Annotated in this window: 24 protein-coding genes; 20 read left to right on the top strand and 4 right to left on the bottom strand. The window is 62.2% G+C overall.

What is annotated here, in order from left to right:
* The first annotated feature begins 23 nt into the window (after positions 1-23).
* Positions 24-857: an undecaprenyl-diphosphate phosphatase gene (locus M1D51_RS10235; RefSeq protein ID WP_172325952.1), complete on the top strand. Its 834-nt coding sequence runs from the start codon at positions 24-26 to the stop codon at positions 855-857.
* A gap of 15 nt (positions 858-872) precedes the next feature.
* Positions 873-2,150 carry a cysteine--1-D-myo-inosityl 2-amino-2-deoxy-alpha-D-glucopyranoside ligase gene (gene mshC, locus M1D51_RS10230; RefSeq protein WP_458109387.1) on the top strand — a complete coding sequence of 426 codons (1,278 nt, stop codon included), beginning with the start codon at positions 873-875 and terminating at the stop codon, positions 2,148-2,150.
* Between the two features lie 83 nt (positions 2,151-2,233).
* Here the strand turns inward: mshC and M1D51_RS10225 are convergent, their stop codons facing one another.
* Positions 2,234-3,139, bottom strand: coding sequence for a PAC2 family protein (locus M1D51_RS10225; RefSeq protein WP_458109386.1), 906 nt, complete (start codon positions 3,137-3,139; stop codon positions 2,234-2,236).
* A gap of 30 nt (positions 3,140-3,169) precedes the next feature.
* On the opposite strand from M1D51_RS10225, the gene M1D51_RS10220 reads away from it, so the two are divergent.
* The 18 genes from M1D51_RS10220 to M1D51_RS10135 all read left to right on the top strand — a co-directional run bounded on the left by M1D51_RS10220 (position 3,170) and on the right by M1D51_RS10135 (position 24,229).
* Complete coding sequence (locus tag M1D51_RS10220) at positions 3,170-3,982, top strand: HAD family hydrolase (RefSeq protein WP_458109385.1); 813 nt, start codon at positions 3,170-3,172, stop codon at positions 3,980-3,982.
* Positions 3,983-5,146 (top strand): site-2 protease family protein, encoded by a 1,164-nt coding sequence (locus tag M1D51_RS10215; protein ID WP_458109384.1) that lies wholly within the window; start codon positions 3,983-3,985, stop codon positions 5,144-5,146.
* 115 nt (positions 5,147-5,261) lie between these two features.
* Entirely contained in the window at positions 5,262-6,332 is a 1,071-nt protein-coding gene (locus M1D51_RS10210; protein WP_172326177.1) for a tRNA (adenine-N1)-methyltransferase, read from the top strand.
* A gap of 97 nt (positions 6,333-6,429) precedes the next feature.
* The gene (gene arc, locus M1D51_RS10205) at positions 6,430-8,238 is read left to right on the top strand and encodes a proteasome ATPase (protein WP_458109383.1); all 1,809 of its coding nucleotides are present in this window, start codon (positions 6,430-6,432) and stop codon (positions 8,236-8,238) included.
* A gap of 50 nt (positions 8,239-8,288) precedes the next feature.
* The gene (gene dop, locus M1D51_RS10200) at positions 8,289-9,908 is read left to right on the top strand and encodes a depupylase/deamidase Dop (protein WP_458109576.1); all 1,620 of its coding nucleotides are present in this window, start codon (positions 8,289-8,291) and stop codon (positions 9,906-9,908) included.
* 118 nt (positions 9,909-10,026) lie between these two features.
* Entirely contained in the window at positions 10,027-10,230 is a 204-nt protein-coding gene (locus M1D51_RS10195) for a ubiquitin-like protein Pup (protein WP_026540702.1), read from the top strand.
* 79 nt (positions 10,231-10,309) lie between these two features.
* Positions 10,310-11,119, top strand: a complete 810-nt coding sequence (gene prcB / locus M1D51_RS10190; RefSeq protein ID WP_458109382.1) for a proteasome subunit beta — start codon at positions 10,310-10,312, stop codon at positions 11,117-11,119.
* Position 11,120: 1 nt separating this feature from the next.
* The gene (gene prcA / locus M1D51_RS10185) at positions 11,121-11,828 is read left to right on the top strand and encodes a proteasome subunit alpha (protein WP_458109381.1); all 708 of its coding nucleotides are present in this window, start codon (positions 11,121-11,123) and stop codon (positions 11,826-11,828) included.
* 1 nt (position 11,829) lies between these two features.
* Positions 11,830-13,194, top strand: a complete 1,365-nt coding sequence (gene pafA, locus M1D51_RS10180) for a Pup--protein ligase (protein WP_172325796.1) — start codon at positions 11,830-11,832, stop codon at positions 13,192-13,194.
* A gap of 129 nt (positions 13,195-13,323) precedes the next feature.
* Positions 13,324-14,250, top strand: a complete 927-nt coding sequence (locus tag M1D51_RS10175; RefSeq protein ID WP_458109380.1) for an FKBP-type peptidyl-prolyl cis-trans isomerase — start codon at positions 13,324-13,326, stop codon at positions 14,248-14,250.
* Positions 14,251-14,331: 81 nt separating this feature from the next.
* Entirely contained in the window at positions 14,332-14,727 is a 396-nt protein-coding gene (locus tag M1D51_RS10170) for an FKBP-type peptidyl-prolyl cis-trans isomerase (protein WP_011774867.1), read from the top strand.
* Between the two features lie 96 nt (positions 14,728-14,823).
* Positions 14,824-16,836 (top strand): helix-turn-helix transcriptional regulator, encoded by a 2,013-nt coding sequence (locus tag M1D51_RS10165; RefSeq protein WP_458109379.1) that lies wholly within the window; start codon positions 14,824-14,826, stop codon positions 16,834-16,836.
* A 9-nt stretch (positions 16,837-16,845) separates the two neighbouring features.
* Positions 16,846-17,196 (top strand): hypothetical protein, encoded by a 351-nt coding sequence (locus M1D51_RS10160; RefSeq protein ID WP_172325791.1) that lies wholly within the window; start codon positions 16,846-16,848, stop codon positions 17,194-17,196.
* A gap of 36 nt (positions 17,197-17,232) precedes the next feature.
* Positions 17,233-17,502 carry a Sec-independent protein translocase subunit TatA gene (tatA, locus tag M1D51_RS10155; protein ID WP_159699513.1) on the top strand — a complete coding sequence of 90 codons (270 nt, stop codon included), beginning with the start codon at positions 17,233-17,235 and terminating at the stop codon, positions 17,500-17,502.
* A gap of 6 nt (positions 17,503-17,508) precedes the next feature.
* Complete coding sequence (tatC, locus tag M1D51_RS10150; protein WP_172325792.1) at positions 17,509-18,345, top strand: twin-arginine translocase subunit TatC; 837 nt, start codon at positions 17,509-17,511, stop codon at positions 18,343-18,345.
* Between the two features lie 24 nt (positions 18,346-18,369).
* Positions 18,370-21,345, top strand: coding sequence for a DEAD/DEAH box helicase (locus tag M1D51_RS10145; protein ID WP_458109378.1), 2,976 nt, complete (start codon positions 18,370-18,372; stop codon positions 21,343-21,345).
* Positions 21,346-21,392: 47 nt separating this feature from the next.
* Positions 21,393-23,051, top strand: a complete 1,659-nt coding sequence (locus tag M1D51_RS10140; protein WP_458109377.1) for an amidohydrolase — start codon at positions 21,393-21,395, stop codon at positions 23,049-23,051.
* Between the two features lie 434 nt (positions 23,052-23,485).
* On the top strand, positions 23,486-24,229 hold the full coding sequence (locus M1D51_RS10135) for a polyprenol monophosphomannose synthase (RefSeq protein ID WP_458109376.1): 744 nt from the start codon (positions 23,486-23,488) through the stop codon (positions 24,227-24,229).
* A gap of 90 nt (positions 24,230-24,319) precedes the next feature.
* Here M1D51_RS10135 and M1D51_RS10130 read toward each other — a convergent pair whose 3' ends face one another.
* From M1D51_RS10130 to M1D51_RS10120, 3 genes are all read right to left on the bottom strand, one after another.
* Positions 24,320-24,667 carry an RNA polymerase-binding protein RbpA gene (locus tag M1D51_RS10130; protein WP_011774875.1) on the bottom strand — a complete coding sequence of 116 codons (348 nt, stop codon included), beginning with the start codon at positions 24,665-24,667 and terminating at the stop codon, positions 24,320-24,322.
* 256 nt (positions 24,668-24,923) lie between these two features.
* Positions 24,924-25,898, bottom strand: coding sequence for an SPFH domain-containing protein (locus M1D51_RS10125; protein ID WP_458109375.1), 975 nt, complete (start codon positions 25,896-25,898; stop codon positions 24,924-24,926).
* Between the two features lie 82 nt (positions 25,899-25,980).
* Positions 25,981-26,442 (bottom strand): NfeD family protein, encoded by a 462-nt coding sequence (locus M1D51_RS10120; RefSeq protein WP_311213385.1) that lies wholly within the window; start codon positions 26,440-26,442, stop codon positions 25,981-25,983.
* Positions 26,443-26,469: the final 27 nt, after the last annotated feature.

The raw sequence follows: 26,469 nt of genomic DNA, 5'->3' as shown, positions 1-26,469 counted from the left end.
TTCATGACGTAGGGTCTATTCACGTGAACTGGATAGAAGCAGCCTTGCTGGGCCTGGTGCAGGGCCTTACCGAATTCCTCCCGATCTCCTCGAGCGCACACCTTCGGATCGTTGGCTCATTCCTCCCGAATGCCTCCGACCCCGGTGCCGCCTTTACTGCCATCACGCAGCTGGGAACCGAAACCGCCGTGATCGTCTACTTCTGGCGCGATATTGTCAGGATCATCCGCGCCTGGTTCGGGTCCTTGACCGGCAAGGTTGAACGCAGTAATCCCGATGCCCGCATGGGGTGGTTGGTCATCCTGGGCAGCCTTCCGATCATCGTCCTGGGCCTGCTGTTCCAGGATCAGATCGAATCGGTACTGCGCAGCATGTGGATCGTCGCCACCATGTTGATTGTTTTCGGTATGATCCTGGCCGTCGCGGATGCGATCGGGCGGCAGGAGAGGGATCTCACACAACTGACGTACAAGCACGGCATCCTGTATGGCTTCGCCCAGGCCATGGCGTTGATTCCCGGCGTCTCCCGCTCCGGAGGAACCATCACGGCCGGACTGCTCATGGGCTACACCCGTGAAGCTGCTGCCCGGTATTCGTTCCTCCTGGCGATCCCGGCCGTATTCGGCAGTGGCCTTTACCAGCTCTACAAGACGGTTTCCAACGATGGCCTGGCAGGTCCTTATGGCTTGGCGGAAACCGCGATGGCCACAGTCATCGCCTTCGTGGTGGGCTACATCATCATTGGCTGGTTCCTGAAGTTCGTCTCCACCCGCAGTTACCGGCTGTTCGTCTGGTACCGGATTCTCCTGGGCCTGGCGTTGTATGTCCTGCTCTATTTCGGTGTCATCAGTGCCTAGCACTAAGGTTGAGTCGTGAAATCGTGGACCTCCCGCCCTGTTCCTGAGCTGCCCGGCAGCATGCCGCAACTACGCCTGTTCGACACCGCCCTTGGCCGTGTCGTGGAGGTTGAACGGCAACCGGAGCAATCCATGTACGTCTGCGGGATCACGCCATACGACGCAACACACATGGGTCATGCCGCCAGCTACGTAGCTTTTGACCTCTTGAACCGCGCCTGGCGGGACGCCGGCCTGCGCGTCTCGTATGTCCAAAACGTCACGGACATTGATGACCCCCTGCTGGAGCGCGCCACCGCCACGGGCGTGGACTGGCGCGACTTGGCCCAGAGCCAGATTGAGCTGTTCCAGACCGACATGGACGCCCTCAATGTCCTGGCCCCCAACCACTACATCGGTGCTGTAGAGGCCATTCCTGACATCGTGCCGGCCATTGAAAAACTGATTGCGGACGGCGTTGCCTATCGCGTTCACGGCACCGACGGTGAACCTGACGGAGATGTCTATTACGACGTCGAAATGGCGGGCAAGCGCTCGGACGCAACAGACGCCTGGACCCTGGGAGATGTCTCCGGACTCGGCGAAACGGAGATGTTGGCGCTCTTCGCCGAACGCGGCGGAGACCCCGCACGGCCCGGGAAACGCCATGCACTTGATCCGCTGCTCTGGCGTGCCGCCCGTGACGGCGAGCCCAGTTGGCCAGGGGCAAGCCTCGGAGACGGCCGGCCCGGTTGGCACATCGAATGTACCGTCATTGCGCAGAAGTACCTTCCGGCGCCTTTCACCGTCCAAGGCGGCGGCTCGGATCTCGTGTTCCCGCACCACGAGATGGGAGCCGGCCACGCTTACTCGTTGTCAGGAGTTCCCCTGGCACGGCATTATTCACATGCCGGCATGGTGGGCCTGGACGGAGAAAAGATGAGCAAGTCCAAGGGCAACCTCGTTCTTGTCTCCAAGCTTCGTGCGGCCGGTGAAGAACCGGCGGCTATCCGGCTTGCGATTCTTGCCAACCACTACCGTTCAGACTGGTCCTGGACGGATGAGGGGTTCACTGCAGCCAAGACACGGCTGGCACGGTGGCGTGAGGCAGTCGAGCACGCCCCTGCAGGCTCGGCAGGGCCGCTGGTGTCCGCCATGCGCAGCGAGCTGGCCAATGACCTCAACGCTCCGGGCGCCATTGCCGCAATCGATCAGTGGGCCGAAGAAGCAGCGCGGGCCTCCGATCCTGCGTCCGAACAGGACAGCGCCGTGATCGCAGACGCCATCAGTGCCCTGCTTGGCGTGGAACTCTAACTTCAAAAGCCCTGTCATAACGCAGCAGCGGCCCCGACGTCATGGCGTCGGGGCCGCTGCTTGCCAACTGCCGTGTCAGCGGATCAAGGACGTTCCTTGCCGCGTCGCTTGAGGTACCTCTCGAATTCCCGGGCAATGGACTCGCCGGAAGCTTCGGGGAGGTCGGCGGTGTCCTTGGCTTCTTCCAACTGCCGGACGTAAGCGGCTATCTCCGGGTCCTCCGTGGCGAGTTCGTCCACGCCGCGCTCCCAGGCTTCCGATTCCTCGGCCAGGGCCTGGCTGTCCAAGGGAACCTGGAGCAGGTCCTCCACCTTGTGCAGGATCGCGAGCTGGGCTTTGGGGGAGGGCGGTTGTGCCACGTAATGGGGGACAGCGGCCCACAAAGAGACAGTGGGCAACCCGGCCAGCATGGCAAACTCCGCGAGGACTCCTACGATGCCCACCGGACCCTCGTATTGGGACGCCTCGAGGTTGAGCCGCTCCCGCAAGGAACTGTCCTCGGTGGTGGTGCTGACCGGGATCGGACGGCTGTGGGGCACATCGGCCAGCAGCGCACCAATCAGAATGACGGAGTCAACCTTGAGCGCCTCGGCGTGGACCAATAGCTCGGTGGTGTAGGCACGCCAACGGTATGAAGGCTCGGTGCCTAGTACAAAGACCACGTCCACGTTGCTGTCCGGCACGGCGGCCTTGTAGATCCGGGTTGAGGGCCATTTGACCTTGCGGGCGCCGGAGGACGTTCGCCGCACCGTGGGCCGTGTGAACTGAAAGTCGTAATATTCCTCGGCGTCCACGGTGGCAACCTTCTTGCCGTCCCACAGCTTGTTCAAGTAGTGCAGCGCATCACTGGCGGCCTCGCCGGCATCGTTCCAGCCTTCAAAGGCCGCAAGCATCACAGTGACACGCTGACCTTCCGCAGGTTCCCTGAGGAAACGCTCGGGCTCCGCGGTGATGTCCTGTCCTTCGGGTGTCCCGTCCACACTGTTCATCCACTCACCCTACGTCCAAGACCCTCGTGGATGCATGGCATTTCGTACCGGTGCGTGTCCCGTATTCGCCCAGAGCGCAAAGCACGCACGGCCGCCCGTAATGTTCCACGTAGACTTGAAATTATGCATTCGTTACCCAGCCAGCCCCTGCTCAAAGCCGTGCTCTGGGATATGGATGGCACACTCGTGGACACCGAGCCCTACTGGATCGCTGCCGAGCGCGCGCTCGTAGAGGCACATGGCGGAAGCTGGTCCCATCAGCAAGCCATGCAGTTGGTGGGCCAATCGTTACTGCACTCTGCCGCTGTGCTTCAAGCCGCCGGAGTACGCCTGGAAGCCCGTGAAATCGTCGACACCCTCAGCGCCCAGGTCATTGAGAAGGTCCGCAAGGAAGTCCCTTGGCGGCCCGGCGCACGCGAACTGCTGGATGAACTCCACCATGTTGGTATCCGCTGTGCCCTGGTCACCATGTCCGAGGGCCCGCTGGCCGGAGTGGTGGTTGAAAGCCTGCCCAAGCCCTACTTCGAATTCATGGTCACCGGAGATACCGTCACCAACGGAAAACCGCACCCCGAGGCCTACCTCACGGCTGTCGAACGGCTGCGCCTTGACGATCCTTCCCTGACCATTCATCACTGCGTCGCACTGGAAGATTCCATTCCGGGCGCCACCGCGGCCATCGCTTCGGGCGTGGTCACCGTCGGAATTCCCCATCAGGTGCCCCTGCCGGAGGATTCCCGGATGGTCAGGTGGGACACCTTGGTGGATCGAACGGCATCCGATCTGCAACAGCTGGTGGATGTCCGATTCGCTACAGCGAACCTGCTTGAAGGGGCCAACTAGGTGACCAGTCCTTCCACACCTCATCACGCAACCAGCAAGAAGGACGGCATTCCCCTCGGGAAAATCGCGGGGATTCCGGTCTACCTGGCGTACTCGTGGTTCGTGATCGCCGGCTTCACGGTGATCGTGTACGGACCAGCGCTGCTGGTGCGGATGCCTGATCTGGGCATCGGAGCATATTTCGTTGCCTTGGGCTACGCCTTGCTCCTTGCTGTCTCTGTGCTGATCCACGAACTGGCGCATGCCCTCAGTGCGAAGGTCTTCAACTGGCCGACGGAAAAGATCGTGCTGAATCTTTGGGGCGGACATACGCAATTCGAGAACTTCACGGCATCACCGGGGCGTTCCGTGGTGGTTGCCTTGGCCGGACCAGCGTCCAACTTTGTCTTGGCAGCCGGGATGTGGGCAGTCCTTTCCACCGGCGCCCTCAGCGGAGTATCGGACATCCTCGCGAATATCCTGATGTGGGCCAATCTCCTCATCGGCCTGTTCAACGTCCTCCCCGGTCTGCCCTTGGACGGCGGAAGGCTCGTTGAGTCGGCCGTGTGGAAGGCCACAGGCAGCCAGGACAAAGGAACCATCGCAGCCGGCTGGTCCGGACGCATCATCGTCGCAGCCTTGGTCATTTGGTTCATCGGCCTTCCGCTCATCAGCGGTTCTCCCCTTGACGTCAACCTCATGCTGATCACCGTCCTCGTCTGCGGCTTCCTGTGGATGGGTGCTTCGAGTTCGATTCACCACGCAAAACTTCGCAGCCGCCTCTACCTCGTGAGCGCCGCGGGCCTGGCAGAGCGTGCCGTCGGCATCCCGAACTCCGCCACTGTGGCCGACGTCCTGGACATATCACCGTCCGGTAGTCCCGCCGTCGTGATTTGCGGACCCGACGGCAAGCCCCAGGGTGTGGTGGACTTCGGCGCTGCTGCCGCTGTACCTCCCCAGTCAACGACCACGACGCCCGTCACCGCAGTAGCCCACGCCCTTGGGGCCGGCGCGTACGTTCCGGAATGGTCCAAAGGCCAGGAACTGATCCAATACTTGGCACGGCTGGAGGGCGGCGAATACGCTGTGGTGGACCACAACGGAATCGTCACCGGACTTCTCCGCCAGCAGGCAGTAGTGACGGCTATAACAGGCAAGGAAGCCCGCCGGAGCGGGCGTGCCTGACACCCTTGCCGGTAGAGTTGCATGCCGGCGGTTTTACCGAAGAACCCAGTGATTTTTGGCGCCCATCCGCCAGCAAGATGATGCGGCCCAGCCGTACAGGAGCGAGGAACAGTACATGAGCAGCGAAACCGCCGCCCCCGAAGCAAACGCAGGCACCGAAGAGACGTCCGCCGGCACGGCAGTCACCGGCCAGCCGACGGGAGCTGCACGTCGCCGCGGGCCCTTCCGCGTTGGAGAGCGGGTCCAGCTCACTGACGAACGCGGTCGCATGAACACCATCACCTTGGAAGTGGGCGGGGCTTTCCACACCCACCGCGGCTTCCTGAACCACGACGAAATCATCGGCAAAGTCGATGGCTCGGTGGTCAGCAACAACGTGGGCCAGCAATACCAGACCCTGCGGCCGCTGATCTCAGACTTCGTCTTGTCCATGCCCCGGGGCGCCGCTGTGGTCTACCCGAAGGACGCCGGTCAGATCGTGACCATGGCGGACATCTTTCCGGGCGCACGCGTCGTTGAAGCCGGTGTCGGCTCCGGCGCCCTCTCCATCTCCCTGCTGCGCGCCGTAGGCGACGGCGGATACCTCCACTCGTTTGAGCGTCGCGAAGAATTCGCTGACATCGCTCGCGGCAACGTGGAGACCATTTTCGGCGGACCGCACCCCGCGTGGCAGATTTCCCTGGGTGACTTCCAGGAAGAGGTGGTCAAGGCCGAGGCTCCCGGATCCGTGGACCGCGTGGTCCTGGACATGCTCGCGCCCTGGGAGTGCCTCGACGCCGTGGCCACCGTCCTGGCTCCGGGTGGTGTGTGGATCAACTATGTAGCAACCGTCACCCAGTTGTCGCGCACAGCAGAGGCCATCCGCGCAGACGGACGCTTCACCGAGCCGGACGCCTGGGAGTCGATGGTCCGCGGTTGGCACCTTGAGGGCCTTGCCGTCCGTCCGGACCACCGCATGGTGGCTCACACCGGCTTCCTCCTGGTGACGCGCCGCCTTGCTGACGGAGTGACCGGAATTTCCGTCAAGCGCCGCCCGTCCAAGACGGAGTTCAGCGAAGAAGACCTGAACGCATGGACCCCCGGTGCTGTAGGGGAGCGGTCAGTTTCGGACAAGAAACTTCGCCGGGCAGCCCGCGACGCCATCGCCGGAACCAACGTCCAGGATGATCCCACAGTCACAAACTGACAAAGGTCACAATAGGGTCCGCATTCCGAATGTCACCCAGCACCCTGAGCTTTTCGGGACTAAGGTCTTCTTAAGCGCAGGAAGGGGCTGATGAATCGTGGATACGTCAAACAACGACCTTGGACGGCCGACGCCGGAAGAAGCACACGCCGCAGCAGGAGAAGCAGCAAGCCGGGGGCATGCCGCAGTCCAACCGCCCGAACCTTCGAGTGATCTGACGGTTGCCGAACGGCAAATCAATATCCTCCGGGACAAACTTCGCCACATTGACCGCCAGTTGGCTGCGGCAACCCAGAACAACGGCAAACTTGTCAGCATGCTGGAGACGGCCAAGGCCGAGATCCTCCGCTTGAAAGGTGCCCTTGAGCAGGAGGGCCAGCCGCCGTACAGCTTCGGGACCGTGGTGCAGATCAACCCGCGGAAGCAGCCTTCGGCCGGCAGTTCCAGCCAGGCCGCCACGGAAGAGTCGGTGGACATCTTCAATGCAGGCCGGAAGATGCGGGTGGGCGTGAGCCCTCTTGTCAACGTCAACCAACTTGCAGTGGGACAGGAAGTGCTCCTGAACGAGGCCTTGCTGGTGGTCGCCGGCCTCGGCTACGAACGTGCAGGCGAACTGGTTACGCTCAAGGAAATGCTCGGCAAAGACCGCGCGCTGGTAGTGGGCCGGGCCGATGAAGAACGTGTGGTGCGGTTGTCCGGCGCACTGCAGAGCGTTCACCTGAAGGTGGGCGATGCCCTGTCCTTGGATTCGCGGACCGGCTATGCCCTGGAGAAAGTGCCGCGGGCCGAGGTAGAGAACCTCGTCCTCGAAGAAGTCCCGGATATCACTTACCAGGACATCGGTGGCCTTGGTCCGCAGATCGAACAGATCCGCGACGCCGTGGAGCTGCCGTTCCTGCATCCGGACCTCTACCGCGAGCATGGACTGAAAGCTCCCAAGGGCATCCTGCTCTACGGCCCTCCCGGGTGCGGCAAGACCCTTATTGCCAAGGCCGTAGCAAACTCCCTGGCTGCCCGCGCGGCCGAACGCGCCGGTAATACCGATCTCAAGAGCTACTTCCTGAACATCAAGGGACCGGAACTGCTGGACAAATATGTGGGCGAGACCGAGCGCCATATCCGGTTAATCTTCTCCCGGGCACGGGAAAAGGCATCCGACGGCAGCCCGGTGGTTGTCTTCTTCGACGAAATGGATTCGCTGTTCCGCACCCGCGGCACCGGTGTTTCCTCGGATGTCGAAACCACCATCGTGCCCCAGCTGCTCAGTGAGATCGACGGTGTGGAGCGACTGGACAACGTGATTGTCATTGGCGCCTCCAACCGTGAAGACATGATCGATCCCGCCATCCTCCGCCCTGGTCGCCTGGACGTGAAGGTGAAGATCCAGCGCCCTGACGCCGAAGCAGCAGCGGACATCTTTGGCAAGTACATCACCACCGACCTCCCGTTCCACGCCCAGGACCTGGCTGAGTATGGCGGAGACGTACAAGCCACAGTCGACGCCATGGTCCAGCGCACCGTGGAAGCCATGTACTCCACCGAAAAGTCCAACGAGTACCTTGAGGTCACCTATGCCAACGGCGACACCGAAATGCTCTACTTCAAGGACTTCAACTCCGGCGCCGTAGTGCAGAACGTGGTGGACCGCGCCAAGAAGTACGCCATCAAGGACCTCCTGACCAACAACCAGAAGGGGCTCAGGATCGAGCACTTGCTGCGGGCCGTGGTGGATGAATTCCGCGAGCACGAGGACATGCCCAACACCACCAACCCTGACGACTGGGCACGGATCTCCGGCAAGAAGGGCGAGCGGATCACTTACATCCGCACCATCGTCCAGGGCAAGGCAGGGCAGGAACCGGGCAAGTCCATTGAAACCACCGCCAACACGGGCCAGTACCTGTGACAGCAAGACCTGAAGGTACGCCCACTGAGAAGTTGCCTGTCGGCGGTGCCATGCGCGTCATGGGCTCGGAAACTGAATACGGCATCCATGCACCGTCCGCCCCCGGGGCGAACGCCACCATGATGTCCGCCAGGATTATTCAGGCGTATGCCACGGTCACCCGGCAGCGGGCGGCCGGGGGAGCTGAAACACGATGGGACTACACGGACGAAGAACCGCTCCACGATGCCCGTGGGTGGACCCTGGACCGGGCGGCAGCGGACCCCAGCCAGCTCACGGACCAGCCGCCAGTGCTCGACGCCGAGGCAGTTGCCTTGGCCTATGGGCGCCAGGAATTGGAACTCGATGGTGCGGACGAGTCCGGTTCACTGCTGATGAACATGGTCCTGGGTAACGGCGCACGCCTTTATGTGGACCACGCCCACCCGGAGTATTCAAGCCCGGAAGTCACCAATCCCCGGGATGCCGTGACCTGGGATGCCGCGGGCGACCTGGTTGCTTTGGCCACTGTCCGGAAGGTGGCCGCTGATGCGGGGCTGCCTCCCATCAACCTCTACAAGAACAACACGGACAACAAGTCAGTTTCCTACGGCTCCCACGAGAACTACCTCATGCCGCGATCGGTTCCCTTCGGTGACATCATTCGCGGCCTGACGCCGTTCTTTGTCTCCCGCCAAGTGGTCTGCGGGGCCGGACGCGTGGGGTTGGGACAGGACAGCTCCACACCGGGTTACCAGATCAGCCAGCGGGCCGATTTCTTCGAGGCGGAGGTGGGGCTGGAGACCACCATCCGCCGTCCCATCATCAACACCCGCGACGAGCCTCACGCAACGGCTGACAAATACCGCCGCCTCCATGTCATCATTGGGGACGCCAACCTCAGCCAAGCCTCGAATTACCTCAAGTTCGGCACCACGGCGATGGTCCTGAGCCTTATTGAGGCCGGCCAGGCACCCAGGATAGAGGTCCACGAACCCGTCCAGGCACTTCAGGCCATCAGCCACGACACAACGCTGACGGCGACCGTGAGGTTGCTCGATGGCCGGAGGGTGACTGCCTTGGACGTCCAATGGATGTATTACGAGGCTGCGGCCAAGCTTTCCCAAGAGACGGGCGTCGCTGATTCCGTCACTGGTGACGGCCACACCCACCAGGTGTTGTCCCGGTGGGAATCGACGTTGACAACGCTCGGCAGTGACCTTGGTGCGGCCGCTTCCTCCGTGGAATGGATGGCCAAGAAATCGCTGCTGGAGGGTTACCGGAACCGCGACGGACTGGAGTGGAATGACGCCCGGCTCGGCTTGGTGGATCTTCAGTGGTCCGATATCAGACCGGAAAAAGGACTGTACTACAGGCTGCTGTCCAAGGACCGCATGCTGCGGATCGTCGACGACGCCGACATCGCCCGCGCGGTGACCGAACCGCCGTCGGACACGCGCGCCTACTTCCGCGGCCGGTGTGTTTCCAAGTTCGCCAAGGATGTGGTCGGGGCAAGTTGGGACTCGGTCATCTTCGATGTTCCGGGGCTGGGAAAACTGCAAAGGGTCCCCACCAGGGAACCGCTGCGAGGCACCAAGGTATTGACCGGTGCACTGTTTGAGCGGCACCACGATGCCGGCGAATTCCTCTCCGAATTGATGGGGCGGAATCCACCGCCGGCGAAGAGCTGACCAAGTCCGCCACGGGAACACCAAGGCCTGGTCAAAGCCATACGCAGCAGCCCGCAGCGTGGCAATATGGCAGTAGGAAGTCTCCATCATCAGGAGACTGACAGTAGGGAGAAAGAAAATGGCAGCACAGGAGCAGCAGCAACCACAGTCACGGGACACCGAAACTGAGGTGGATGTCCCCGAGGCCCCGCCCGCAGCACCTGCGGCCCAGGCATCGGATGCGACGCAGGGCGTGGATGACCTCCTCGACGAGATCGACGGCGTTCTGGAGTCCAACGCTGAAGAATTCGTCAGGGCGTTTGTCCAAAAGGGCGGCCAGTAACCGGACCCGCTACAGGATGTACTGCCCGGCAGGCGTGAGGCCGCCGGGCATCGGAACGCAGAGTCGAAGGAGTGCAGCAATGCAGGACCCGTCAACTGGCCCCCTGGCCAACCAGGCAACATCTTCTTTCACGGAACATCTCCAACGCTCGCGCCCCGAACTCCTGCCGTTCAATCAATCCTTACCAGCCGGCACTGTTCCGGCCTCACCGCACGCCACCACGATTGTGGCTTTGACGTATGCCGGGGGCGTGCTGATGGCGGGGGATCGTCGCGCCACCATGGGCAACATCATCGCCAGCAGGCACATCGAGAAGGTGTTCCCTGCGGACGAGTTCTCGGTGCTGGGAATTGCCGGAACAGCAGGACTGGCAATCGACATCACCCGCCTGTTCCAGGTTGAACTGGAACACTACGAGAAAATCGAGGGCACGCTGCTCAGCCTCGTGGGCAAGGCCAACCGGCTCGGTGCCATGATCCGGGGGAACCTGCCCATGGCCATGCAAGGCATGGCGGTCATCCCACTGTTTGCAGGCTTTGACCACGTTTCCGGCGTCGGCAGGCTGTTCTCCTATGACGTCACGGGTGGCCGATACGAGGAACAGGAACACCATTCCGTGGGTTCAGGTTCGGTATTTGCCCGCGGAGCGCTGAAGAAGTTGTGGAAGCCAAACCTCTCCGAAGAAGCGGCAGTATCCGTGGCTGTTGAAGCCCTGTACGACGCCGCCGACGACGACTCCGCCACGGGCGGGCCGGACCCTGTCCGCCAGCTGTGGCCTGTGGTCTACACCGTCAACCGGGCCGGGAACCGGCGCGTCCCGGAACGGGATCTGGCGGCCATAGCGGGCGACATCGTCGAATCCCGCGCCATTGCCGGACGGGAGGCCTGAGATGACCCAGCAGTTCTACGTTTCCCCTGAGCAACTCATGAAAGACCGTGCGGATTTCGCACGGAAAGGCATCGCACGAGGCCGCTCTGTAGTGGTGATAAGTTGCGCTGACGGCATTGCGCTCATTGCAGAGAACCCCTCGCCGTCACTGCACAAGATCGGCGAAATCTACGACAAAATCGCGTTTGCGGCGGTGGGTAAGTACAACGAGTTCGAAAGCCTCCGGCAAGCCGGCGTGCGCTACGCCGATGTCCGCGGCTACTCCTATGATCGTGAAGACGTCACAGCACGCGGCTTGGCCAGCGTGTATGCACAGAGCCTCGGCGCAGTCTTTACCGCAGAACAGAAACCCTTTGAAGTGGAACTCGCCGTTGCCGAAGTTGGTTTGGCACAGGAGCAGGACCACCTCTACCGGCTCACTTTTGATGGCTCCATCGCCGATGAGAACGGCTTCGTGGTCATGGGCGGTCTCGCCGATCAAATTTCCGACGTCGTCAGCGGTGCGTGGGAGCCTGAGCTCACCTTGGCTGGCGCCATGCGTTTGGCCCTGCGCGCCCTGTCCACGGACAAGGACGCCGATACTTTGCCGGCCACCGCCGTCGAAGCTGCAGTCCTTTATCGCGCATCCGAAAGCCACCGCGGTTCCCGCAGGGCGTTCCGGAGGCTTTTGCCGGAGGACATGTCCCGGTTGCTCACAGAGGAGGCTTGAGATGGATAAAAGAATATTCGGCATCGAGACGGAATTCGGGATCTCCTATTCGAGTCCGGATTCACGGCCCCTGGCTCCAGAGGAAGTGGCCCGCTACCTGTTCCGGAAAGTGGTCAGTTGGGGCCGGTCGTCCAACGTATTCCTGACCAACGGATCGCGGCTCTACCTGGATGTGGGCTCCCATCCGGAATATGCCACGGCTGAGTGCGACGACCTCGCCCAGCTGATTGCCCACGACAGAGCCGGCGAACTCATCCTTGACGACCTCGTGGACGAGGCACAGGCAAGGCTGGCAGCTGAGGGCTTCAACGGCACCGTGTACCTGTTCAAGAACAACACCGACTCCGCGGGAAACTCCTACGGCAGCCATGAGAATTACCTGATCCCGCGGCGCGGCGAGTTTTCCCGTCTGGCTGAGATACTTATCCCTTTCCTGGTCACTCGCCAGCTGATTGCTGGGGCGGGCAAGGTTCTCAAGACGCCGCATGGCGCCACTTTCGCTTTCTCCCAGCGCGCCGACCACATCTGGGAAGGCGTATCCTCCGCGACCACCCGGTCACGGCCCATCATCAATACCCGCGATGAGCCGCATGCCGATGCCGAGTTCTACCGCCGGCTCCATGTGATCGTGGGGGACAGCAATATGTCCGAAACCACGGCCCTGCTCAAAGTGGGAACCGTGGACCTGATCCTCCGCATGATCGAGTCGGGCGTGATCATGCGGGACATGCGGATGGAAAACCCCATCCGCAGCATCCGCGAGATTTCGCATGATCTCACAGGCCGGGCGTTGGTGAGACTGGCTAACGGCAGGCAGCTCACCGCCCTCGATATCCAGCGCGAGTACCTCACCAAGGTCACCGAATTCATCGCCACCAACGGGGCCCACAATGCCCATGTGCCACTCATCCTGGACCTATGGAAGCGCACTCTGGACGCGATAGAAAGCGGCGATACCTCCACCATTGACACCGAGGTGGACTGGGCCATCAAGAAGAAGCTGATGGATGGGTACATGCGCCGGCATGACCTCAGCCTTGATTCTCCCCGAATCGCGCAGCTGGACCTCACCTATCACGACATTTCACGGCAACGGGGCATTTTCTTCCTGCTGCAGGCGCGCGGTGCGGCACGTCGGCTGGTCACCGAAACCGATGTCAAGGATGCCGTGGATGCACCGCCGCAAACTACGCGGGCAAAACTGCGTGGAGACTTTGTCCGCCGGGCCCAGGAACTAGGCAGGGATTACACCGTGGACTGGGTCCACCTGAAGCTCAACGACCGGGCACACCAGACAATTCTCTGCAAGGATCCGTTCCGGAGCGTCGACGAAAGGGTCGATGCGCTTCTGGAGTCGATGGGCTGAGGGGCCTTATAAGCTCACTCCCAGCTTCACGGGCTATTCTGGATAGTGGTCTCTTCCCGGGACCCAACGTGCTCGGTGGCGTCATACGCCTTTCCGAGCGTCCCTTGCCCCGACGAAAGTGTCTTTTTTGTGCGCCGACTCCTAGCAATCCTCCTGCCCGCCCTGCTGCTCATCACCGCCTGCGGCGGCGAGAGCACCCCGGCCGCCGAGCCCACCAGCAAGTCTGTTGGCGACGTTTCCAAACTCGACTCCGTGAAGGTGACGGACAACGGCAATGACAAAGCGCCGGGAATTGAATTCTCCAAGCCCCTCACCGTGGCTGAACCCACCGTCGATGTGGTCAGTGAAGGTGATGGAGCCCGCGTTAAGGCAGGGCAAACAGCCGAACTGGCCTACGTTGCCGTGGACGGCAACGATGGCAAGACCCTGGAAGACGGATACGCGAACGGCCCTCAGCCGATCGACCTGACGGACCAGATTAAGTCCAGCAACGAATTGATCTACAACGCCATCATCGGCGCCAAGGTCGGCAGCCACGTCGCCATTGCCGCGCCGGGCAATGCCTCGGGTGACACCCCCGCGGCCACGCAGCTGGTGGTCTTCAAGATCGTCTCCGCCAAGGACGCCGCACCGGTTCTGGAGAAGCCCGAAGGTGAAGCAGTAACTCCTCCTGCCGGCCTGCCGGCCGTAACGGAAGGTGACAAGGGCATTCCCCAGATTTCCGTGGAGGGTGTCGCTGCACCGAAGGAACTCATTGCCCAGGACCTCATCAAGGGCTCCGGAGCCGCCGTCAAGGCAACCGACACCCTGACGGTCAACTACGTGGGTGTTAACCTTTCGGACGGCACTAAGTTCGACTCCAGCTTTGACAGTGGAGAGCCCACCAGTTTCCCGCTTACCGGAGTCATCAAGGGCTGGACCCAGGGCCTGGAAGGCAAGACTGTTGGCTCGCGCGTCCTGCTGGTCATCCCTCAGGACCTGGCCTACGGTGAAGCCGGCCAGGGTAAAGCCAAGGGTGACCTCGTATTCGTCGTCGACATCCTCGGCGTCAAGTAACCAAAAACGTCGACAACACCTGCAGGCACTGGCTTAGGCTGGTTCCTGACACCAAACCGTCCCTCACACCAAGGAGCAACCATGTCATTTGGTCAGCGTGACTTTGACCGCACCAAGCCCGAAATCGACTTCCCGGAGGGCGACGTCCCCACGGACCTCGTCATCACGGACCTCATCGAGGGCACCGGCACCGAAGCAAAAGCCGGAGACACCGTCTCCACGCACTATGTTGGCGTAGCTTGGTCCACGGGTGAAGAATTCGACGCATCCTGGGGCCGGGGCGCACCGTTGGACTTCCGCGTTGGCGTCGGCCAGGTCATCCAGGGCTGGGACCAGGGCCTGCTGGGCATGAAGGTCGGCGGCCGCCGTCGCCTGGAAATCCCCTCCGAACTCGCTTACGGCTCACGTGGCGCCGGCGGAGCCATTAAGCCCAACGAGGCCCTGATCTTCGTTGTGGACCTCGTGGCTGTCCGCTAGGACCCTCGCTCCAGGCAAGGCGCGTTACCTTCCGGGTTTACCCGGTCGGTGACGCGCCTTGCTGCTTTCCCGCCGGTCTTTAGTAACGTAGCAACCGTGTCCGCATCCCGCACTGAACGACTCCTGAACCTTCTCCTGGCTTTGCTCAATACCCGGGTGGGCCTCCCGCGCTCCGTCCTGCGCGAGAAGGTGTACCACGACTCCGCAGAGAATGACGTCGCCTTCGGGCGTATGTTCGAGCGTGACAAAGTGGATTTGAAGCAATTCGGCTTTGACATCGAGACCCTCACGGACCCCCGCCATTTCGGCGTCGATGACCCTGCTTCAACGCGCTACCGGATTGGCAAGGACTCCAACCGGCTTCCTGATGTCACCCTCACCCCTGCAGAGTGCACCGTGTTGCTGCTTGCCGCGCAGCTGTGGGAACGGGCCGCGCTTGGCACTGCGGCAGCCAATGCCGTGCGTAAGCTGCAGGCTGCAGGAGGCTTGACGGATGTGGACCTGCCCGCAGGTGTCCAGCCCCGGATTAAGCCGGCAGGACAAGCCTTCGACGACGTCGTGGCGGCCATGCACGGAAACCATCCGGTCCGTTTCGGCTACCTCGCTGTCAGCACCGGGCGTGAAGAAGTCCGCGAGGTTGAGCCATGGGGCCTGGGCAGCCGCTTTGGCCAGTGGTACCTCGTCGGCTTTGACCGGGGGAGGGGAGCCAAAAGACTGTTCCGCCTTTCACGGATGACCACTGCGGTCAGCGTGGTGCCCGGGAGCAGCTTCGACCCCCCTTCCGGTTTCAACGCCCGGGCAGAGCTGGACGCCCTCCATGAACTGCCCGTACAGCGGGCCACGCTCGCCGTCGACAAGGACCGCCTTTTGGCCTTGCGAAAAAGAGCCGTCGAGACAGCCCCGGAGGGTACCGACCGTGACCGCGTCGTGGTGGAGTTCCGCGATCCCGAGGTGCTTGCCGAAGAACTGGCCTCATACGGTCCCCACGTCAAGGTGGACGGCCCGGCTGAGCTGCGTACCGCCGTCGTCCGCCGCCTCCAAGGCGCGCTGGACTTCGACGCCAAGCCGGCCATCCCTGTTGCGTTCCCGGAGGCTGGACGGGCGCAGCGTGCCCGGAAGCGCACCTCGGAGGACCAACTGGCCAGGATGCTGCAGCTGGTTCCGTTCCTGGTCCATCACCAGGGTCTCCATATCCAGGAAGTGGCAGACCATTTCGGCATTAGCCGCAAAGCGCTTATTGATGATTTGAAGATCCTCATCTGCTCGGGCCTTCCCGAGGGATACCCGGATGACCTTTTGGATATTCAATGGGAAAACGATCATGTGTACATCTCCGAGCACCTGGACCTGAACCGCCCGGTGCGCTTCAGCGAGGATGAAGCCGCCGCCTTGCTGACCGGTTTAGCCATGCTGGGCGACCTTCCGGCACTGGCGGGCGTGTCCGAGGACCAGCCCGGGAGTGCGCTGGAGTCCGTCACCATCAAACTGACCGGTGCCGCAGGCAAAGCCGGGCGTTTGGCCGGAGCAGTAGCCGGGCAATCCGTTGAGCCCGAACAATCACAGGCGTTCGCCGTCATCACCCAGGCGATCAGGGACGGCCGGCAGCTGCACCTGAAGTATCTTTCCCGGCAGAGGGATGAGCTGACGGAACGGGACGTAGACCCGCTGAGGCTCTATTCGCTGGATAACACCTGGTACTTCGAGGCGTATTGCCACAGCAAGGCCGGGATCAGGAACTTCCGCCTGGACAGGGTGGAAATCGTCGAACCGAACGGGCGCCCTGCCTCGGGCGTGGCCACGGCGGACCAGGACTTCCCCGCCCGGTTGTTTACGCCCAGCGATGACGACGTCCTGGTGGTGTTGCACCTGACCAGGCAAGGCGCCGGGCTGGCGGACGACTACTATGCCGAACGAACGGCCCGACTGCCCGACGGCGGACTGCTCGCCGAGGTGCGGTTCGGCACCGCGGAGTGGCTGCCAATGTTCGTTTCCCAGCACGGCGGTGCGGTACGGATTCTTGATCCTGGGGCCCTCCGCGACGCAACCCGCGCATGGCTTGACTCGGCCGTGAAGCAGTATGACTCTTCGTCCGACGCCGCGGCTGGCTAGACTACTCAGATGCCTTGGTGGTTCTGGATCCTGTTATGGATCGCACTCATAGCCCTGTCGTTGCTGTTGCACCTGACGCTGGGGTATCGCCTGTTCAGAAAATTCATGTCAACTGTTCATGAACTGTCAGACGCGGGTAAACGTTTCAGCAACCTTTCTCCCGGCGCCGAAACCTCCGATCTTGAAACGCCTGAAGACCGCCCCGCGCCGGGGTCCGCAATTTTTGCCTCACCGGATCAGATGCGTCATGATTACCTGACGGCCAAAGCCTTCCGCCAGGAAGTTCGTCGCCAGAAGCGCGTGAAGCGCAAAGCAGAGCGGGGCCAACCCCAATCCCTGCACGACATTGAATTCAGATAGACGTAGGATGTATCCAAAAGGAAAGGACCTCCCCACATGAGGCTCGAAGGCTGGCATCTCATCATCATCATCGTCCTGGCTCTGGTGCTCTTCGCAGCGCCGAAGCTGCCGTCCATGGCGCGCAGCATTGGACAGTCGATGCGTATTTTCAAGTCTGAAGTCCGGGAAATGAAGAAGGACGGTTCTTCCGAAACGAAGGATTCCCAGGACGCTTCCGACGCCGTTGAGGGCAAGGTAGTAGGCCACCCGGACGCCAAGGCCAAGAACAACGGCGAGACTGACGTTCCGCCCGCAAACCGCGTCTAAAGAGAAGTGGTAGAAACGAAGGGGCGCAAGGCCAACCCCGAAGCCCGGATGGCGCTCCTTGACCACCTCAAGGAGCTGAAGAACCGGCTCTTCAAGGCCGCAATCGGCATCATCCTGGGCACCGTGGTGGGCTTCATCGTCTACCAGCCACTCCTGGAGGCCCTGATCAAACCGATCAAGGACCTCAACGAGAAGGAAGGGCGCGCGGCCACCCTGAACTTTGATGGAGTGGCCAGCTCGTTCGACCTCATGGTCCAGGTCTCGGTCTTCCTCGGCGTGCTCCTCGCCTGCCCGGTATGGATCTACCAACTTTGGGCCTTCATTGTGCCCGGGCTCCACAAGAAGGAACGGCGATTGGCGCTGGCTTTCGTGGCAGCGGCCGTACCCCTCTTCATCGGTGGTGTGCTCCTTGCCTGGCTGGTGCTGCCCAACGCTGTTCGCGTCCTCACCGATTTCACCCCCTCGGGTGCCTCGAACTTCATCACCGCCCAGGTGTACCTGGCGTTTGTCCTGAGGCTCCTGCTGGCTTTCGGCATCGCCTTCCTGGTGCCCGTGGTGCTTGTTGGGCTCAACCTGGCCGGGATCGTCAAAGGCAAGCAACTCATCAAGAGCTGGCGCATCACCATCTTCCTGGTCTGCTTGTTCGCTGCGATGGCCGCACCCGGTGCCGATGCCATGAGCATGTTCTACCTGGCAGCACCTATGCTGCTCCTGTTCTTTGCAGCGATCGGCGTCTGCGTACTCAATGATCGACGCCGTGAGCGCCGTGCCATCAAGCGGGCAGCTGAGACTGAAGCCACGGCAGACATCGCAACCCCGGCAACGGATCTGGAGAATCTCTAGACGGTGGGCCACTAGGCTTGATGCATGTCCTCTATTTCCGGGTCTCCGTCACCATCAGAGAGCTACCAGGCTGCTGCGCAGCGGGCTGCTGAGTCCAAAACCTATCTGGGCGCCTTCGCCCGTTCACTGGATTTTGACTTGGATGACTTCCAACGCGAGGCCTGCCGGTCACTCCAGGAAGGACGGGGCGTCCTGGTGGCAGCACCCACGGGCGCGGGCAAGACGATCGTGGGTGAGTTTGCCATCTACCTCGCGCTTGAGCGCGGCCTCAAGGCGTTCTACACCACCCCCATCAAAGCGCTGAGCAACCAAAAATTCTCGGAACTGGCCTCGAAATACGGTGCCGGGAACGTGGGATTGTTGACAGGTGACACCACCATCAACGGCGATGCCCCGGTGGTGGTCATGACCACCGAAGTCCTGCGAAACATGCTTTATGCGGATTCGGAAACCTTGGGCGACCTGGGTTTCGTGGTGATGGACGAGGTTCATTACCTGGCCGACCGCTTCCGCGGCGCCGTGTGGGAAGAAGTCATCATCCACTTGCCCAGCGAAGTACAAGTGGCCTCCTTGAGCGCCACGGTCTCCAATGCTGAAGAATTCGGCGCCTGGCTGGACACCGTCCGGGGCGATACCGACGTCATCGTCTCCGAGCACAGGCCGGTCCCGTTGTGGCAGCACGTCATGGTGGGCCGGGAAATAGTTGACCTTTTTTCCGGCGACACCACTTTTGATGAGATCGCTCCACAGGCACCCGGTGCACCGGAGACAGAAGTACCGGATATCTCCGAGGCCGCCGAGGTAGACACCGAGCCCGCCTCGGCAGAGCGCCGAAAGGTCCATGCGAAGCGTACATCCGCGGCTAAGATCCATCAGGCAGTCACCGGACCGGAATTCGAGGTCAACCCCGATCTCCTGGCCATGGCCCGTTCCGAGAGCCGCATGAACATGAATGGCCGCTTTGGCCACGGAGGACGCAGCCGCCGTCGTCAGGACCGCTACCGTGACGAACGTCAGCAGTCCGAGCAGCGCAGCCCGGTTCGGAAGGCGAGCCGGCCACAGGTCATCGAGAGCCTCAGGCGCCAGGATCTCCTGCCCGCCATCACCTTCATCTTCTCCCGGGCAGGCTGTGACGCAGCCGTTGCCCAATGCGCAGCCTCCGGGCTGTGGCTGACCACCGAACATGAACAGCAGATCATCGCCCAGCGTGTGGACGAAGCCAGCCATGAAATTCCCGCGGACGATCTCGATGTCCTCGGATTCTGGGGATGGCGCGATGGCCTTGTCAGGGGCTTTGCCGCCCACCACGCAGGCATGTTGCCCACGTTCAAGGAAGTGGTGGAAAAACTCTTCGCCGATGGCTTGGTAAAGGCCGTCTTCGCGACTGAAACACTGGCACTGGGCGTGAACATGCCCGCCCGCTGCGTGGTGCTGGAGAAACTGGAGAAATTCAACGGTGAAGCCCACGTCAACATCACGGCGGGGGAGTACACCCAGCTGACCGGTAGGGCCGGACGCCGGGGCATCGACGTCGAAGGCCATGCCGTGGTGCTATGGCAGCCGGGAACAGACCCCGCTGCTGTAGCCGGACTCGCCTCACGGCGCACGTATCCCTTGAATTCCAGCTTCCGCCCCACCTACAACATGAGCATCAACCTCATTGCCCAGTTCGGCCGCGTGCGGGCGCGCGAAATCCTGGAGTCCTCCTTCGCGCAGTTCCAGGCGGACAGGTCCGTGGTGGGTCTGGCCCGGCAGGTCCGGGGACGCGAAGAGTCGTTGGCAGGCTACGCGAAATCCATGCAGTGCCACCTGGGCGACTTCACGGAGTATGCAAAACTGCGGCGCGAACTCAGTGACGCTGAGAACTTTGCGGCCCGGGACCATCAGCGTGCCCGCAAGTCCCATGTAGCCGATTCCCTGGCCCGGCTGATCCCCGGTGACGTCGTCAGCATCTACAGCGGCAGGATGGCCGGGCATGCGGTTGTCCTTGACGTTGACCCGAATGCCCGGGAGCCGCGCCCATCAGTGCTTACCTCCGATGGCCAGCTCCGTCGCATCGGCGTGCACGATCTCGATGGACCGGTCTCGCCTGTTACCCGCATCCGCATTCCCAAGTCCTTTAACGCCAAGGTTCCCAAGTCACGCCGCGACCTCGCATCCTCCATGCGTCACGCCATCAGCGAAGACGCACCGCACAGCCGCCGCAACAGCCGGCACGAGGACTTCGGGCTGGGGGCCCGGCTGCCGGACCAGGAAAAGAAGATCGCCGATCTGAGGCGCGCCCTCAGGGCCCACCCCTGCCACGGTTGCAGCGAGCGGGAGGACCACGCCCGGTGGTCCGAACGTTGGTGGAAGTTGCGCAAGGAAACCGACGGCCTGGTCCGCCAGATCCAAGGCCGGACCAACACCATCGCCAAAACGTTCGACCGCGTGTGCGACGTCCTCTCCGCCTATGGATACCTCGAGACGAACGATGCCGGCAACGTCACCATCAGCACTGATGGGCAGCGGCTGCGCCGGATCTATGGGGAAAAGGATCTGCTGATTTCCCAGTCGGTCCGACGCGGGGCATTGAACGATCTCGATGCCGCCGAGTTGGCGTCGCTAGCCAGCACGCTGGTCTATCAAGCCAAACGCGAAGACCGTGGCTTGCGGCCCAGGATGCCTTCTGTTTCGCTGGAGTCGGCCGTGGATATCGTCATCCGCGAATGGTCCCAACTGGAGGACACCGAAGAGCACCACAGACTTCCCTTAACGGGCGAGCCGGAACTCGGACTGATGTGGCCCATGTACAAATGGGCCAGGGGCCGCCATCTTCAGGATGTTCTCAGCGGCACCGACCTCGCTGCCGGCGATTTTGTGCGCTGGGCAAAGCAAGTGGTGGATCTGCTGGACCAACTGGCCAAGATCCCGCAATTGGATCCCAGGGTGGCGCGGATCTGCCGCGAGTCCATTGATCTGGTTCGCCGTGGTGTTGTTGCCTACTCAACAGTGGCTTAGCACCGCCTCCACCCATTGACATTCTTCGACGCTCAAGGAGCATCCGCATGAACCAGCCAGGCGCATCAGCCGGCCACCTCCGCCCTGCCGTGGACCGCAAGGTGACCATGTACCGCAACGGATCCATCTATACGGCTGCTGATCCTTTTGCCACGGCCATGGTGGTAGATGGCGATACCGTCGCCTGGGTGGGCTCGGAGCAGGCCGCCACGTCCATCGTTGACTCGTCCATGGAAGTCATCGACCTCCGCGGAGCCCTCCTGGCTCCCGGTTTTGTGGATTCCCACGCACACCTGACAGAAACGGGCCTTGCCCTGGCCGGCCTGGACCTTTCCACCGTGCGTTCAGCCAAAGAACTGCTCGACGCCGTTGCCAGCGTCGGCGGGACCGGCACCATTACGGGGCACGGCTGGGATGAAACGGCGTGGAACGATCCCACGCTGCCCTCGCTCGAAGAGCTTGAACGGGCATCGGCCGGACGGCAGGTTTACCTCTCACGCATAGATGTCCACTCCGCCTTGGTCTCTTCGTCCTTGGCTGAGGCTGCCGGGCTGAAGGGTCTGGACGGGTTCTCTGGTGAGGCACGGGTAGTGCGGTCGGCGCATACCGCCGCACGCTTGACGGCCCGGCAGTTCCCCGAGGCAGAACGGCGTGCTTTTCAGGAACGTGCCCTCAGGGAAGCGGCATCCCACGGCTATGTAGCAATGGCGGAGATGTCGGCACCCCACATCTGCGGCCCGGACGATCTGCGCCTGGCAGCATCGTGGAATGACCAGGGTGGCAGGCCTGAAGTACTTCCGTACCGGGGTGAGCTTGCATCGTCCGTGGAGCACGCCGAGGACATCCTGGCCGGCCTTGGGACCAAGGTGCTGGGCCTCGCCGGCGACCTCAACATGGATGGTTCACTGGGTTCCCGGACAGCCGCGCTGTTGGATGACTATTCCGACGCACCCGGGAACCGCGGCAGCCTATACCTTTCCGTTGACGATGCTGCCAGGCACTTGGCTGCGACGTCCCAGCTGGGCATCCAGGCCGGCTTCCATGTCATTGGTGATGCAGGCCTCGCCGCTGTTCTCGAAGCCCTGGACGTCGCGGCAGGTGAAGTGGGGGAGCAGAAGATCCGGGCCGCGGGACACCGGCTGGAGCATGTTGAGCTGGCCGATCAGGCCGCTATCGACAAACTTGCCAAGTACTCCATTACCGTCAGCGTCCAACCGGGCTTCGACGCCGCCTGGGGTGCTCCGAATGGGCTGTATGAGCAGCGCCTGGGCGTTCGCAGCAAGGCCATGAACGCCTTTGCGTCCTTCTACGCCAGTGGAGTCCCCATTGCCTTTGGCAGTGACAGCCCTGTTACTCCGTTGCGGCCGTGGTCCAGCGTGCGCGCCTGCCTGGAACACAGCAACCCGGAACAACGGATTTCCGCCAGGGCTGCATTCCTTGGGCATACCCGCGCCGGATGGCGGGCCGCGAAGTACCGCAACCCCCTGATGGGACAGTTGGTACCGGGTGCGCCGGCCAGTTTCGCTGTTTGGGAAGTCGAAGAGCTCATGGTTCAGGTAGCAGACAGCCGGGTGCAGTCCTGGAGCACGGACCCGCGTGCGCGGACTCCACTCCTGCCCGCGCTCGATACCGGCAGCGACCCCCGGTGCCTGCAGACCGTTCGCGAGGGACAAGAGCTGTTTGCCCACGAATCGCTCCGCGTATAAACACCACAATTTCCGGTTGACTGCCGGGCCGTTGAACTGGGCGGATGCCTGGATCCGCAGGTCACCGGCCAGTTGACAGTGCGGAGTGAGTCCGTAGCATTGAGGCTCTACGGACGATCAACCCAGGGCGTGAGTTGCGGCTTGATGGTCCGGTCGTGGCCGGAACACGTTCATGGTGGCGGCAATCAGGTGGGCAGGTCCGCAACGACCCAGAAAACAGTTCGCCCGGGATCCATATGCCCGGCATTACTGGCCCTGGGCTTGCGGGCCTGCCCACGGCATGCCGGCCGGGAGGCGTGCATGGGCCTGCGTGTCCCACGCCACAGCCGCCCAAGGAGTGCCTTTCGGCGTCCTATAATGGAGAGTTGCGCCAGAATGCCAGTCGCCACGGCTGGCCCGGCACACTGACCGCTCCATCAAGGAAAGGCCTCTTCTTGCGTGTCCTGACGATCATTCCCACCTACAACGAGCTCGAATCGCTCCCCGTAACCCTGGGGCGGCTGCGTGCAGCAGTTCCCGAGTCCGATGTCCTGGTGGTTGACGACAACAGCCCTGATGGTACGGGACAGCTTGCCGACGAGTTTGCAGCCTCGGACCACCAAGTACACGTGCTTCACCGCAAGGGCAAGGAAGGCCTCGGCGCTGCCTACATTGCCGGTTTCAAGTGGGGTCTCGCTGCAGGGTACGACATCCTGGTGGAAATGGACGCCGACGGTTCGCACAAGCCCGAGCAACTGCCCCTGCTCCTGGATGCCGTGAAGGACGGGGCCGACCTCGCCATGGGCTCACGCTGGGTTCCTGGTGGCAGTGTTGTCAACTGGCCGCTCTACCGCCAAGCCATCTCCAGGATCGGCAGCACGTACGCCCGCATCATGCTTGGCGTGAAGATCAAGGACGTCACCGGCGGCTACCGCGCCTTCAAGCGCAGCACCCTCGAGGCCCTGAAACTGGATGAAGTGGAGTCCGTGGGCTACGGCTTCCAGGTGGACCTCGCATGGAGGGTGGCCAAGCTGGGCCTCCGCATCGAGGAACGTCCCATCACTTTTGTGGAGCGGGAGCTCGGTGCCTCCAAGATGAGCGGCAACATTGTGGTCGAAGCCATGATCAACGTGACCAAGTGGGGTCTGGCCGCCCGCTGGGCCAAGCTCACGCGCAAGTCACCCGTCACGGCGAAGTAGTCGTCCAACAAAAAGGGCCGGGCCCGGTTCCCACAGGGGAACCGGACCCGGCCTTGCTTGTCTCCAAGGGTATTAAGCCTGGGTTGGAGACTACGCGGAGCGGCGCTCTCCGCGGCGCTCACGCAGAATGTTCAAACGATCCTCAAGGATCTGCTCCAGCTCAGGAAGGCTGCGGCGTTCCAGCAGCATGTCCCAGTGGGTGCGGACGGCCTTTTCATTAGCGTCCACAGGACGCTCGCCGTCAACCAGAAGAGCTTCCTTGCCGGTCTTCGAAACCCAGACCGGGGGAATCTCTGCCTCGGAAGAGAAGGTCACGAAGACCTGCTCGCCATCCTCGCAACGGTACTCGACCCGCTGGCGCGGTGCCGGTTCAACGCCGGATTCGGTTTCCATGCTTTGGGCGCCAAGACGCATACCCCGCAGGCTGCGATCGCTCATGATTACTCCCTCTGTCTGTACGCGGAGCAGGAACTCCGCGCTGGCCGTAAGCCGTTTTCACGATCCTTACGGACTACTTCTGCACACCTTGCATCACTAATTGCAACGCCTGGCCAAGCTTTTATGTTCCATCCGCGCTGAACCAGCCGGACAAATATCCCATTATACGCCGAACAGCACCCACTACTCAAAAGCCGGGACAAGCAGCGAGCGGCCAGCCGGAATGGCTGACCGCTCGTAACGCCCTGATCCGTGGTTACTCGACGGGCCTTGCGTGCTCCCCGGTTGCCGCAGAGGGGGCCTTGGATTCGTCATTGCCACCGAAGAGACCCGCGGGGGAGTCCCCGGAGTTCCCGCCGAGGGCGCCTCCAATGCCCTTGAGGGCTTCTCCGACTTCGCTGGGAATAATCCACAGTTTGTTGGAGCTTCCTTCAGCGATCTTCGGGAGGGTCTGCAGATACTGGTAAGCAAGGAGCTTCTGGTCCGGATTGCCCTTGTGGATGGCATCGAAGACCTTCTGGATGGCTTGGGCTTCACCATCGGCCCGCAGGATGGCTGCCTTGGCGTCACCTTCAGCGGCGAGGATGGCCGCTTGCCGCTGGCCTTCAGCGGTGAGGATCTGCGACTGCTTGGTACCTTCGGCGGTGAGGATCGCTGCGCGGCGATCCCGCTCTGCGCGCATCTGCTTCTCCATGGAGTCCTGGATGGAGTGGGGCGGGTCGATCGCCTTCAGTTCCACACGCGACACACGGATTCCCCAGCGACCCGTTGCTTCATCAAGTACGCCACGCAGTTGACCGTTGATCTGGTCACGGGACGTGAGTGCTTCTTCGAGGTTCAGCCCGCCCACCACGTTACGGAGGGTGGTGGTTGTCAGCTGCTCGACTGCCTGGATGTAGTTGGCGATCTCATAGGTGGCCGCCCTGGGGTCAGTGACCTGGAAGTAGACCACAGTATCGATCGAGACTACGAGGTTGTCCTCGGTGATCACGGGCTGCGGCGGGAAGGACACTACTTGTTCGCGGAGATCCAAGAGCGGCAAGAGCCGGTCGACGAACGGAATCAGAATGGTCAAGCCCGGATTCAAGGTGCGCTGGTACTTACCGAGCCGTTCAACGACGCCGGCACGGGCCTGCGGGATGATCCTGACCGAGCGGACCAACACAATGATGACAAAAATAACGAGAACAACCAGCACAATTGCTGCTGCTGTTCCTCCTAAGCCGTCCATACATCTCCTTCGTTCCCCAATTGCGTGGTTTGATGCGGCGGTCCGGCGTGACTGCCTGACCGCATGAATCCAGGGCGCTTGGTCAGCGCGGGCTGTTTTCGGCAGGCGAGGTCACAACCGCCGTCGCGCCGTCGATTTTGGTGACCTGAACCGTGGCGCCGGCATCGATGACGCCGGCGGTGCTGCGGGCGCTCCAGACGTCGCCGCCAATCTTGACAAGCCCACTGGTGCCGCTCACGGCTTCGATGACGAGAGCGGGTTGGCCAATCAGGCGGTCAATATTGGACCGCTGTTCTTCGGGGCCTTTATGCAGGTGCTTGAGCGCTACGGGACGGACGAAGGCGATCATGAGAAGGGAAACCACGCAGAAGATGACGATCTGCAGCCAGAAATCCGCGCCGGCAAAATCGGCCACCAGTCCGGCCAACGCTCCGCCGCCCAGCATGATGAAGAAGAGGTCCAGGGTGAGCATTTCCACCACTGCAAAAGCGAGGAAGACTGTGAGCCAGAGGGCCCACCAATTCTCGCCGAGCCATTCGAACATCGTTTCCCCCTTGGTCCCGGACCCCGC

The organism is Arthrobacter sp. R3-55 (assembly GCF_054161505.1).
Note: the sequence above shows the minus strand (reverse complement) of the source record. Positions and strands in the feature narration are given on the sequence as shown.